Here is an 11,067-nt window from a genome sequence, read left to right as displayed (position 1 = left end):
ATGTCGTGAGACACGCGTTCGTAGGAGAATGAGTGCATGTCCAAACGTCAGAAGTTCACCCCGGAGTTCCGCGCCGAAGCAGTCGAACTAGTGATCTCCTCCCAGAAGAGCCTGGTCGAGGTCACAGCCTCTCTAGGCATCAACGAAGGAACCCTGGGCAACTGGGTCCGCGCTTACCGCACCGAGCACCCAGAATCGGAAGCAGAGGAACGCGGACCAGTGGAATGGGCCCAATACGAGAAATTGCGCAAGGAACTGCTGGAGGTGAAACGGGAGAACGACTTTTTAAACGATGTCAGCGCCTATTTCGCCTCGAACAGCAAGAAATAAGCGCAATCTTCACCTTCATCAAAGCCCAGGCCGGCCAGTACCCGGTGAACTGGATGTGCCAGAAACTGCAGGTATCCAGGGCATCCTATTACCGGTGGCTGAACCCCTGCGAGGAGCTGAGCGAAGCCAAAGCACTGCGCATGCGCCGCACCGAACTGGTCCACTACAACGCTAAGACCTACACCGCAGCCGTGCAACTCGTTGCTCGACTGGCCACGGGAGCTTCGACTTTGAACCGAACGGTTGCTGCTGAGGAGGAAGAACGATGGGCTTTTCGCCGCTGAAATTCTGCGATACATGTGGTTGGGTACCCAAAAGCCGTGTGCTGCACGCAAAGGATTGCGCGGCGCACGGCTCCGCGGCTTCTACTTGCAGAACCCGTTGTTCTTGATGACGTCCAGGATCTTCTTGGCATCCCGCTCGGTGACCGTTTCCACGCCTGCGCCTTCAAAACGAGCTTGAGTACTCGAGATCAACTTGTCCGGTGACATACCGCCCAAAATGTCAGTGCACTGATTGCGAGCGCTGTTAAAAGCCTTCTCATTGTTCAGCGCCGGATCGATTTCCGCTAGATCTTCCCGTAGCTTTGCTTCTTGCTCGGAGTCAGGCCTAGGGATGCCGGTGGCGGCGCCAGCAGCAACCTCGTTGGCGGTGGACTCATTGAAGTATGTACATCCGCTCAGTGCAACAGTGCTGATCATCAGGAAGCTGGCAAAGACTTTCTTCATGTTACTCCTTAGGAATGGGATCGCGATCAGTACTGCGATTTGTCTATATGAACCGTCCCGGAAATCATGTCGCTAATTTACTAGCGGCAACATCGGGTATCGCGCCGTTGAAGTCATCATAGTAGAGTTCCTAAAATTCCACCGGTTTACTATAGCCGAGGGTCGAATGCAACCGGGCATAGTTGTACCAGTGCACCCAATCCACGACGACATCCCCGACATCGGATTCCGCTGCCAACGGGCTGTTGCGGAACGGGGAATCCCTAGCCGCGGCTTCGTTCTTGAACAACCTCATCACCGTTTCGGCGGCCGCGTTGACGAACGCATCCCCGATGGTGCCGATCGATGGGACCAGCCCTTCAGCGGCCAGCGTCCTGGTGTACCGCTGCGAGGTATATTCACTGCCGGCATCTGAATGATGTACCGTGCCTTGAATCGGGCTTTACGAGATCCCGAACCATGCCGGCGTTGCCATAACGCCATCCGGAGAGCTTCCTTCACAAACTCGGTATCATGCGAGGTTGACGTCGCCCAAGACAGAATCCGTCTGGAGAACAAATCGATCATGAACGATACGTAGGTGAACCCGGCGCCGGTCGGCACATCAGTGAAATTTGTGATCCAGACCTTGTCAGGCGCGACAGTGAAGAATTTGCGGTTCAGCAGATCCTTGGCCCGAATCTTGTCCTTCACACGGATCGTGGTGACAGTCCTCCGGCCTCTGGCCAGACCCTTCATTCCCGCCTCGCGCAACAGCTAAGTCCACGGTGTGCTTCGAGATCTCAAGGAAGCCGTTGCGCTGCAACCAAGCCCGCATCTTCCGACGCCCGTACAGCAACCTCAGGCTTAGGCCTGCCGGTCTTCTCATCAGGCTGCTGCAGATTGTGCAGGACGTTGAGGATCTGGGCGTCGGTGATGTCCCGGGATGCCGGTTGGCGTTGTTTCCAGCCGCGGTAGGTTCGCGCAGAGACCTGCAGTCCCTGAATAGTCAGGGCTTGGCATGTCTGCTCGACTGCGTAGCCGCACTCGCGTTGATGGTCGATGAACTCGGTGATTAGGGCCGGCGAGGGTCGAGCTCCCTCGCGAAGAAAATCGCTGGCTGGCGGAGGATTTCGTTGCTTTCTTCCAGGTCCTTGGCCTTGGCCTCCAGGGCTTTGATCTCGGCGAGTTCCTCGCTGGTGGGGCCGGTGCGGTCCCCGGCGTCGACCTGGGCCTGGACGACCCACCGGCGCAGGGCCTCGGCGCCGATGCTCAGCTTGGGTGCAAGATCCTGGCCGGCACTGTAGACCGACTTGTATCGCTCCAACCGGTCCAGGACATAGGCGACGGCGCGGGCCTTGGCTTCAGGGGTGTACTGCTTGGGCATGCTTTCCATTCTCTCAATAGAAAGCGGCATGAAACCCAGGACGTTTCACCGAGCCCCTCGAGATCTAGTGGGTGGAACTGTCCATCGGCAGCGCGGCGTACGACCATGCCGCCGCGAAGACCGTGTGGGATTGTTCAAGAACGAGGCCGTCGCCACGGTCTCGCTTTTCTGCATCGGAGCGGTTAAGACCGAATTAGACGTTGTGGAGGTTGTCTTCGAATGGGTGCATTGGTACAGCTGCGAACGCCTGCGTTCCTCTCTGTTCCACCAAGCACCGGAGGAATTCGAGCGAACCTATTATGATGAAATTTCCGGCTCGTTACCCGACGCTGTCGCGCATAAAACGGCAGCATGGTTTGCGGGACGGTGCAGCCATCCCTATCGGGGAATGGGCAAAGATCACACTGCTGCATACTGCATATAACTTTCAAAAACGGTGGTTTTTGAAACAGTTGTGCCCTTCGCCTACAGCGCGAAGGGCACAACTAAAACTTGTTTGAACTTTTGAATTTATTCAGTGGTTCGATGTTGAACTTTACTGCGTTGGAGCCGGCCTACGATCATGTCAATGACGAGGAAAGCCGCGAGGCTGATTCCCATCAGGGGCAAGAAGACCCCTACCATTCCGGCTGCAAGCAGTAGCAACAGCAGCCCCCACCACGGGGCACGCAACAATCCGCCGCGAGCCGGTGTCTTGCCCATGCGTTGCGAGGGATTTTTCATGGGTCGACGTTTCCACCACATCACGTATCCCAGCACCACCATGGTGGCGATGGTGGTAGCGACGAGGAACAACAAGATCTGGTTCGGCAATCCGAACATAGACCCCATGTGGATATCGATTCCCCACCGCGTTAGCTTCGCCGCAAGGTTGAAGTCTTTGAAATCTACCCGGTCGACGACTTCCAGGGTTTGACCATTAATGGAGACCGCGTCAACTTCGGTCGGGTATGAGCGTTGAATTTCTTGGACCACCCATGCTTTGCTTTCCGCAGCGGGCGGCTTGATTTCGACCAGTCCGGTGTTGATATTGACTTCGCGGGCGATGGAGAGCATCGTGTCGAAAGCTGCCGGGTTCACCGACTCCCCGGTGGGTGCTGTAGACGCTCCATGGTGGTGGGCATGCTCATCAGCGGAACCGTCGCCAGTGGCAGTGAGGTCGGTGCTAACGGAGGGGGTGCCCCAGTTCAGCGCAGTACGCAATTCACCCACGTTTGCGCCGCCGTAGGTGGACCAAGTGATCCCGGTGGCGGAAAGGAAGAACGCGCCAAGCAAGACCCAGATCCCCAGAGAGCCATGCCAACTGGCCAGTCGGCGGTAGCCGGTGGCTTTGGTATTGGGACGTAGGAGGTCCTTTTTGCGTTTGGTGCGCCTGATCCGCAAGATCCATAGACCTAAGCCAGCAAGGGCAATGATACCTAGCCAGGAAGCTGCCAGCTCGCTGTACATGCGTCCTGGCTCACCGAGTTGCAGATTGCGGTGCAACTGGTCGATCCAGGTGCGTAATGGCAGGGCACCACTGGTTCCGTAGGCGGTGAGATCGCCGCGGATTTCAGCGGTGGCAGGGTCCACGAAGATGGCCCTGGTTTCGCTCTCGCCCAGTGCTGGGTCGGCATACATCACCCGCGTGGTGTCCCCTTGATTCGGTGCCGGACGCACCGCGACCAAGGTTTCGCTGCTACCCATATAGGTGTTGGCCGCTTCGACTTGATCAGCTAGCGGCAGATAGGAATCAGCAACCGGTGCGTGCAGTTCTTTGGCGTAGACCGCTTGTTCGATCTGCGGCGTGATCGCGTATAAGGCTCCGCTCACGGCGGCGATGAGGATGAACGGACCGATGAAAATTCCTGCGTAGAAATGCAGCCGAAGTAGCAGTTGCCCAAACCAGCCTTTGCGAGTCGGACGGGAAGGCATGGAAGGCGGTTGGGATTCCGGGGGTGCGGTGTCCAAGAGAGTCATGAGTAATCCTTGAAAGAAGAGAAATAATAGGGCTGGTCATGCCTTGAAGAGGGTTTCACCGACGAATCCTCCTTCGGCACAGCCTGGCGGGATGAGGAACACGGCAGAGCCGATCGGCGTGGTCCACTGGTTCAGCGCGTCAAGCTCCGCCAGACGTTGTTGCAACGGGACGAATTGCTTGGCCACGCTTTGTTGGTAGGACACGAAAATCAGTCCCGAATCGGAAATATCGGTTCCAGTGGGCTGCTCGTCATAGTTGTATCCCCGGCGGAAGATCCGCTCGCTGGGGTTCTCTGAGCGGGCGCGTCGAATGTGCGCGTGGGCCGGGATGACCGTGAATCCGAGAGCGTTGGTTGCTTCGAAATCGGGTTCGTCGTGTTCCTGACTGCCGGTGGTGGGGGCACCATTCGCCAAGGTTCGTCCAACACTGAATTCTCGACCGGAACGATCCACTTCGTCCCAGGTGTCGACGTCCATCTGGATGCGGCGAATGACCATGGTGGTGCTTCCATCAGGGTTCCATACCAGCGCGTTGAAGTCTGCGGTCTGCGGCGAGGGGTTGACGGTTCCATCAACCTGGCCGAAGAGGTTACGCATCGTCGTGCCAGTAGCTTCTGATCCTCTAGAACGGCGGAACCCTGGCTGCACCCATTTCACCGATGCGAACCGTCGGGCATCTTTGAGCAGCATCCGCTGGGCATGAGCCACGGTCAGCTGATCATCCGAGGCGATATGCAGCAACAGGTCCCCGTCGTTCCACCGTTCTTGCAACCGATCGATACTGAACTTAGGCAGTGGCTGAATACCTGCGGCAGAGGATCCTGCCAGCTCCACCAGCTTCGGGCCAAAGCCGAAGGTCACGGTCAAGCGGGCAGGAACTGCTCCTAGTTCCGGTTCGGTATCTGCCAAGGCAGCTTGCCCCTGGGTGAGCCTTGCTGCGTCATCTGTGAGCAGTCGCAGGAGGCGTTGCACTGCGGCCCTGTCGAGATTCTCGCGCAGGGTGAGCGCGATGTAGGTGGCGTGGGCTTGCGGTTTCGTAGCGATGCCTGCTTGGTGGGGACCATAGAACGGAATCACGGTGTTCCCGTGCAACTGATTCGCTGCCTCAGCGGGCGCGGTGGTGCTAGTCAAGGACTCAATGCCGAGGGCTGCGATCGCTCCCAGCCCTGCGGCGGCTCCACCGAACAGTACTCCGCGCCGACTCGGGCCACTTTGAAAGGGTGTCTTTTCGTGGGGCATTAGTGATCGTGGGCGCTTTCCGATGCGGAATGGTCCATATCCATGGTGCTGTGGTCCATGTCCCCGTGCTCGGTGCCTTCGTATTTTTCGTTGGCTCCGGCGAACTCCTTGACGGGGGCGGTGACATCGAAGGTGGTGTCATCGGAGAAGGTCAGGGTCAGGTTCACATCATTGCCTGGTTGCAGTGGTTCGGTGAGGTCCATGAGCATGATGTGGTTTCCCCCGGGTTCCAGATGCAGTTCGCTATGGGCGGGGATGGTGAAGCCACCGGTTTTTTCACGCATGACCATTGCCCCGGATTCATTGGCTACGGTCTCGTGCAGTTCCAGATCGGTGGAGGCAGGGCTGGTCACGGAGGTAACGGTGATGTCGTGGTCCCCGGTATTTTCAATGGTGCCGAATCCTGCGGACATGCCTTCGTCAGCGGCCTTCACCCACGGATCTTTCATCGTGACCGAAGCATTAGACGGTGATGCGGGGCTGTTCTCGGCGGGGTTTGTAGCGCAGCCGCTCAGGGTGAGCAGGGCAGCGGCACAGAGGGCAGCGGTACGCAGAGCAAAAGAGGTGTTCAAGGTTCATCCTAAAAATATGGAAGCGCAGACAGCGCGCTTCGAAGGAGATATGCTGTTGAGCCCAAAAACTCTGGATGCCGAGCAATATGCGGGGCAACCGGTTGTTGGGGATGGCATGGTGAGGGATTGCCCTCAGAAGAAGGGCATGGAAGTCTATGGTGTAAGCGCACTGTGCGGATTACTGAGCGACGGGGCGCGAAACTATGCAGGCAGCTGCTGAGCTAAGAAATCATCACGATGAATAGTTGTGCGTGAAGCAGCATGCCAGGCCCGGGTTCAGAGCGGTCTTGCATACGAGCAACTTCCTGTGGACAGCAACACGAGACGCAACAAATCCGCCTGTCAGTCGTCAGTAAGGCAGACGTAAAAAACCCACAGACACGTTGATCTGTAAATGGGAGTGGTCTTACACCGTGGTGAGTGCGGGTGGACCCCGACGAATAACCGACGTTGAATACACGCATATCGTGTAGGTCGGGATTTCACGCGGGGCAGTGGGAGTCGGCAGTGGGTGGATTAGCTGGTAGGCGAAAGTAACTAGTCGCCACAGCAGTTTCCAGGTCAACAGGTCAACGATGTTAGCGGCAGCGATGAGCATTTGTTCGCTGCGATGCAGAACCAGCACGGTAGCGAGGCCCGCCATGAGGTGGGCTAGAAGCATCGTGGTATCACTATGGCTCATGGTGGCAGCGTCGGCCGAGGTAGTGATATCTATGGGCATAGTCATCCCATGATGCGCGTGCATGTCCTGCTCGCCATTGATGGACGCAGCTGAATGCCCGGCTCCCATCGAGAACAACAGGTGGAAGAGCAGCTGGCTGAATCCAACCATCCCGGCCAAGCGCCACAGGGTGAATTGTCGACCGCTGAGCAACATGCACACGAGAAGCGACAGCGCGAGAGGTAGCGCGACGTTCAGGAGTCCTGGTACTTCTCCGCCTGCGAGTACGTGGGAGCACAGAGAAACGAACGTCGCAAAGAATGCGGCGGTCGTGCCTCTGAGAACACGTGTCGAGCGGGCGGATTTTTGCACACCCCTAGTATTCCAGACTGAGCGCTGTATTTCGACATCCCGTAAAACTGAAGTGGTAATGGCCCCATCTGTTTGCAGAAGGACCGGAAACGGTCGTTTATGACACGCTGATCTGACAGCTTGGCTAAAAATCCTCGACAGTTGAGAACTCAACAGATTTTCAAGGTCATTTAGTCGCAAAACCCAGTGCCACAAACTATGCGTCGAAACAGTGACCATTCCACGAGTATTGATACATTTAGGTTCATGGGACACCTCCTCGGATACGCCAGAGTCTCCACCACGGATCAAGACGCACAACTTCAACTTGATGCACTCAGTGCAGCTGGCTGCTATCGGATCTTCACCGACACCGCATCCGGCGCGCTCGAGTCACGCCCTGAGCTCGATAAGCTCCTGGACCAGATTCGACCCGGCGACACTCTGGTGGTCTGGCGCCTGGACCGTCTCGGACGCTCCATCCGGCACCTGATCAACCATATGGACGCGTTGCAGCAACGAGGCATCGAATTCAAATCCCTTCAGGAGAGCATCGATACCAGTTCCTCCGGTGGACGGCTCGTGTTCAACATCTTCGCGTCCCTCGCTGAGTTCGAACGCGATCTCATTCGCGAACGCACCAACGCCGGGCTACAAGCAGCTCGTGCCCGCGGCCGCACTGGAGGCCGTCCAGCATCCCTCTCCCCCGACAAGTTGCGCACTGCCAAAAGACTCTATGAACAACGAGATATGACAGTGACTCAAATTGGTGAGGTTCTTGGCGTCAGCCGTAGCACCGTCTATAGAGCATTAGGAAAAGCGAAAAAGAACCAGCTGTGATGGATAACTTTAGTTGGCCATTAACCGGTAGCGGTTTCGCCATCCCTGCATCTCGTAGAAAAGCCACGAAACATCTTGCTGTCTGGTTGGATAAAATCATCCCTAAGTAGGCTCTTTTACCCAGCGAAAGCTGAGAAAGTAGAAGAATGAATTCACGCTTAAGCAGTGTCGTTTCCGCCGCACTTCTCCTTACCATGCCGATATTGGCTGGATGTTCCATATTGGACCCGCAACGCGACCTGACTCTGCACACGTTCGTAAACTCCGAGAATGAAGGAGTTGAGGATGCCACGACACAGCCGGAAGACATCACAAAAACGGCATGCGCACCCACGGTCGATTGCGTTGAGGCGTATAGCACCGCCGAGGCAGACTATTTTCGATTTGAGAGCAAAAAGCGTGCCGAGGAATATGGGGCTACCGTAAAGGACGGGTTCGTTATCAACTACATCGTGATGGACTTTGCGGGTAAAGAAGCTCCCGTGGAGAACCAGCTTTGGGCGATGCAGGAGCTGGCAGGCACTTGGAATGACTACGAAGGCGATTTCCCAGACCGCCGCTAACATCTTTCCTTAGATCAGCACTCTCAGCTTTCGCGCTTAGCTAGGTCAATTGATATATAGCTTCGGCCCTATTCTCAAAGCTCCGTGGCCATTGAAACCGAGAGCAGAAGACACCTAATCGTTGCTGATTTCATAGAAAAAATAAAGAGATGGGCGCAATAATTACCGGCCCAACCCAGCGGTTACTGTGGAAGTTGCTTGCACCATAGCGGGATTGGTGAAGCCGCTACCGCTTGACGTTTTCTGGTTCAACACCAAATCTGGACGCGTACAAGTGGCGACGAAACACTGCTGGCTTGCGTTGCCACGGTAGGTGATGGACGACATTCCTGAGTTGAACTTGTAGCTTGCGACAAATGAAACTGTGATGCTGCCAGACCAAGTATGGGAAACGGTGCAAGTGCTGTAAGTGACATAGCCACTTCTTGAGCTGTATTTGCAGCCTGTGATCGCCGCTGCGGGCGTTGCAACCGGGGTGCCCCCAACAGAGGCTGCGGCAGCAAGCGAAGGATCTACGGACTTCAGTGTGCTTGCCTAGAATGATCCATCGGCGAAACGTTCGATGACTGTTAGCTGACCCGCTACTTACGATTTCTCTGTTTTAACGGGTTTCTTTCCGGGGTTCTGCTGCTATCGGATAAACCATGATGTGGCGAATATTCTTTTTCATACCAGCCCTTTCGTTTTTTCCAATTGGTCATTTGGAACAGGAAAGACAAACTTGTGCAACGCCCACCAGCGGAAGACCGTCGCGAGTAGAGTCCCAATGATCGGTCCCGAGATGAAATCTGAGACTTCCTGTTCGAAGTATGAGACCAGAGGGTAGTGCCACCCTAGCACCCACCTGGAGATATACAAGGGTGCTGTATTTATTGCAATTGCTGCAATCGAAATACATAAAAAAGCTGGAGCTTGGAATCGTTTACGCTTAGATGTGTTCCTATCTTGAAAGGTGAATTGCCGCGTAAGTATAAACGATACGACCGTAGCAACTGAATTTGCTATCAGGAAAGCAGTGGTTGGGTGTTCGAGGAGCACTGTGAATTTCAAAGCATAGTTAACTGCTAGCGTCAGGACGAAACAAAACCCGCCGACTCCAAGGAATCTTACTAGTCGTATGATCACGCTTTGATTGTTAGACATTCATACCCGCTGATTATGGTTGGTGGAGATTTAAGCTAGACGTCAGTAGTTCAGCTTACTGTAATTTGTGCAGTGTCTGGCTTAAATTGGTGTTATGTGCTTCTGTCATTTGCTTTCGCTGATCACTAGCTCGTGGCGTAGTTTCGACGGTTCTGGCCTATGCGTGTTGCAAGAATACTGAAATTCGCGGGCGTCTATCTGAAAGTTTGTTTAAGAGCCCGCGCCAATAGGGAATGTTTGCGGTCAGAGCAACCCCAACAAGAGGCGTCCTGCCGACCCGCATCCCAGTCTCAGCATTAGCGGAACCTGCCAAGGAATCGACTCCGCCCTGCCAAAAACCCAGAACTGGAAAACCAGAACAGCAGTCAGCGAATACGCCGGGAGAATCACTAGAAGAACCGCGTCCCAGCACGCGGCACAAAAGATTTCTTCGAACGTATAAAACAAAAATACACTACCAAAAGATACAAAACCAATTGTTTAACTTTGTATTAGATTAGTTGTGTTACGCCACTCGACTTCGGCCTTACCGAAAACGATGCCGCTGCCAAAAGACGGCGATTGCTCGCATCTAACAGAACTCAGGCACAGAGCCTTACATCGGGGATCTCCTCGACGTCATCAGAAATTATCAAACCGAAATAACCTGAACCCATAGGTTGCAAGACGTCTCATCACTCGCCACCCCCCAGCTGAAAATCCTTGAAAACTCACTGATCCTAAATTCTCGCAACTATGTGTCGCAACCAATGTCGTAGAATCGTGTTGACACTATTAGTTGCGAGACATTTTCCAAGGGTTCCATGACCAAGCTGATCGGATACGCCCGCGTATCAACCAAAGCCCAAGACGCCGACCGTCAAATTCAAGACCTCTTCTCCGCTGGCGTCCGGCGCGATGACCTCTACACCGACCATGGACTCTCCGGGGCGCTGGCCAAACGTCCTGGACTCGATAAAGCCCTCGAAGCACTCTACCCAGACGACACCCTGGTGATTACTACCCTGGACCGGCTCGGACGCTCCACCCAGAAAATGCTCGAACTCGCACAAGAACTTCGTGAGCGCAATATCGGACTACGGGTACTCAACCTCGGCGGCGGCGATGTGGATACCAAGACACCCATGGGAGCGCTGGTCTTCACTGTCATGGCAGCCCTGGCCCAAATGGAACTCGAGATCAAACGCGAACGCATCAACGACTCTGTGACCAAACGCCGCACCGCCGGAGGGGACCTCGGCGGCCGGCGCCCCACCTTCACCGACTCGCAGATCCGCACGGCAGCCAAGCTCATCCAGGCCGGTGAACCAGCAAC

At 55.5% G+C, this 11,067-nt stretch carries 13 protein-coding genes and 1 pseudogene; 5 read left to right on the top strand and 9 right to left on the bottom strand.

Annotated elements, in window-relative coordinates; genetic code table 11:
• Positions 1 to 36 precede the first annotated feature (36 nt).
• Positions 37 to 494: pseudogene (locus ACT3UQ_RS19135) on the top strand (transposase); the annotation flags it as partial.
• 201 nt (positions 495 to 695) lie between these two features.
• Here ACT3UQ_RS19135 and ACT3UQ_RS19130 read toward each other — a convergent pair.
• The 7 genes from ACT3UQ_RS19130 to ACT3UQ_RS19100 form a co-directional block, all read right to left on the bottom strand.
• Positions 696 to 1,058 carry a hypothetical protein gene (locus ACT3UQ_RS19130; protein ID WP_013350285.1) on the bottom strand — a complete coding sequence of 121 codons (363 nt, stop codon included), beginning with the start codon at positions 1,056 to 1,058 and terminating at the stop codon, positions 696 to 698.
• A 130-nt stretch (positions 1,059 to 1,188) separates the two neighbouring features.
• Positions 1,189 to 1,347 carry an integrase core domain-containing protein gene (locus ACT3UQ_RS19125; RefSeq protein WP_444637746.1) on the bottom strand — a complete coding sequence of 53 codons (159 nt, stop codon included), beginning with the start codon at positions 1,345 to 1,347 and terminating at the stop codon, positions 1,189 to 1,191.
• Between the two features lie 5 nt (positions 1,348 to 1,352).
• Positions 1,353 to 1,751 carry a DDE-type integrase/transposase/recombinase gene (locus ACT3UQ_RS19120; RefSeq protein ID WP_162094127.1) on the bottom strand — a complete coding sequence of 133 codons (399 nt, stop codon included), beginning with the start codon at positions 1,749 to 1,751 and terminating at the stop codon, positions 1,353 to 1,355.
• A gap of 361 nt (positions 1,752 to 2,112) precedes the next feature.
• Positions 2,113 to 2,424: a transposase gene (locus ACT3UQ_RS19115; protein WP_041650260.1), complete on the bottom strand. Its 312-nt coding sequence runs from the start codon at positions 2,422 to 2,424 to the stop codon at positions 2,113 to 2,115.
• A gap of 510 nt (positions 2,425 to 2,934) precedes the next feature.
• Positions 2,935 to 4,383, bottom strand: a complete 1,449-nt coding sequence (locus tag ACT3UQ_RS19110) for a PepSY-associated TM helix domain-containing protein (RefSeq protein ID WP_443461156.1) — start codon at positions 4,381 to 4,383, stop codon at positions 2,935 to 2,937.
• Positions 4,384 to 4,419: 36 nt separating this feature from the next.
• Positions 4,420 to 5,622 (bottom strand): Dyp-type peroxidase, encoded by a 1,203-nt coding sequence (locus tag ACT3UQ_RS19105; protein ID WP_442334673.1) that lies wholly within the window; start codon positions 5,620 to 5,622, stop codon positions 4,420 to 4,422.
• Entirely contained in the window at positions 5,622 to 6,071 is a 450-nt protein-coding gene (locus ACT3UQ_RS19100; protein WP_444621180.1) for a copper chaperone PCu(A)C, read from the bottom strand. Before ACT3UQ_RS19100 ends, ACT3UQ_RS19105 begins: the two co-directional genes overlap by 1 nt.
• Before the next feature lies 1 nt (position 6,072).
• On the opposite strand from ACT3UQ_RS19100, the gene ACT3UQ_RS19095 reads away from it, so the two are divergent.
• Positions 6,073 to 6,414, top strand: a complete 342-nt coding sequence (locus tag ACT3UQ_RS19095) for a hypothetical protein (protein WP_226910952.1) — start codon at positions 6,073 to 6,075, stop codon at positions 6,412 to 6,414.
• Between the two features lie 186 nt (positions 6,415 to 6,600).
• Here the strand turns inward: ACT3UQ_RS19095 and ACT3UQ_RS19090 are convergent, their stop codons facing one another.
• The gene (locus ACT3UQ_RS19090; RefSeq protein WP_444637745.1) at positions 6,601 to 7,071 is read right to left on the bottom strand and encodes a hypothetical protein; all 471 of its coding nucleotides are present in this window, start codon (positions 7,069 to 7,071) and stop codon (positions 6,601 to 6,603) included.
• 402 nt (positions 7,072 to 7,473) lie between these two features.
• Between ACT3UQ_RS19090 and ACT3UQ_RS19085 the strand changes: the two genes are divergently transcribed.
• Entirely contained in the window at positions 7,474 to 8,046 is a 573-nt protein-coding gene (locus ACT3UQ_RS19085; protein WP_013348181.1) for a recombinase family protein, read from the top strand.
• A gap of 146 nt (positions 8,047 to 8,192) precedes the next feature.
• Positions 8,193 to 8,609, top strand: coding sequence for a hypothetical protein (locus tag ACT3UQ_RS19080; RefSeq protein WP_444621235.1), 417 nt, complete (start codon positions 8,193 to 8,195; stop codon positions 8,607 to 8,609).
• 666 nt (positions 8,610 to 9,275) lie between these two features.
• Here ACT3UQ_RS19080 and ACT3UQ_RS19075 read toward each other — a convergent pair.
• A complete protein-coding gene (locus tag ACT3UQ_RS19075; RefSeq protein ID WP_444621234.1) occupies positions 9,276 to 9,752 on the bottom strand; it encodes a GtrA family protein in 477 nt (158 codons plus the stop codon).
• 803 nt (positions 9,753 to 10,555) lie between these two features.
• Here ACT3UQ_RS19075 and ACT3UQ_RS19070 point away from each other — a divergent pair.
• The coding region (locus ACT3UQ_RS19070) for a recombinase family protein (RefSeq protein ID WP_444637743.1) at positions 10,556 to 11,067 on the top strand (512 nt) is incomplete at its 3' end.

The sequence above is a fragment of the Glutamicibacter sp. AOP12-B1-11 genome (genome assembly GCF_052379245.1).
In the GTDB taxonomy this organism is placed as follows: domain Bacteria; phylum Actinomycetota; class Actinomycetes; order Actinomycetales; family Micrococcaceae; genus Glutamicibacter.
The sequence above is the reverse complement of the archived record's forward strand: the minus strand, read 5'-3'. Positions and strand labels throughout refer to the sequence as shown.

Bases quoted from the DNA above. Each gene is read 5' to 3' on its own strand.
- ACT3UQ_RS19130 (WP_013350285.1), bottom strand. From the start codon at position 1,058: ATGAAGAAAGTCTTTGCCAGCTTCCTGATGATCAGCACTGTTGCACTG.
- ACT3UQ_RS19115 (WP_041650260.1), bottom strand. From the start codon at position 2,424: ATGCCCAAGCAGTACACCCCTGAAGCCAAGGCCCGCGCCGTCGCCTAT.
- ACT3UQ_RS19110 (WP_443461156.1), bottom strand. From the start codon at position 4,383: ATGACTCTCTTGGACACCGCACCCCCGGAATCCCAACCGCCTTCCATG.
- ACT3UQ_RS19105 (WP_442334673.1), bottom strand. From the start codon at position 5,622: ATGCCCCACGAAAAGACACCCTTTCAAAGTGGCCCGAGTCGGCGCGGA.
- ACT3UQ_RS19100 (WP_444621180.1), bottom strand. From the start codon at position 6,071: ATGAAAGATCCGTGGGTGAAGGCCGCTGACGAAGGCATGTCCGCAGGA.
- ACT3UQ_RS19090 (WP_444637745.1), bottom strand. From the start codon at position 7,071: ATGTTGCTCAGCGGTCGACAATTCACCCTGTGGCGCTTGGCCGGGATG.
- ACT3UQ_RS19085 (WP_013348181.1), top strand. From the start codon at position 7,474: ATGGGACACCTCCTCGGATACGCCAGAGTCTCCACCACGGATCAAGAC.
- ACT3UQ_RS19080 (WP_444621235.1), top strand. From the start codon at position 8,193: ATGAATTCACGCTTAAGCAGTGTCGTTTCCGCCGCACTTCTCCTTACC.
- ACT3UQ_RS19075 (WP_444621234.1), bottom strand. From the start codon at position 9,752: ATGTCTAACAATCAAAGCGTGATCATACGACTAGTAAGATTCCTTGGA.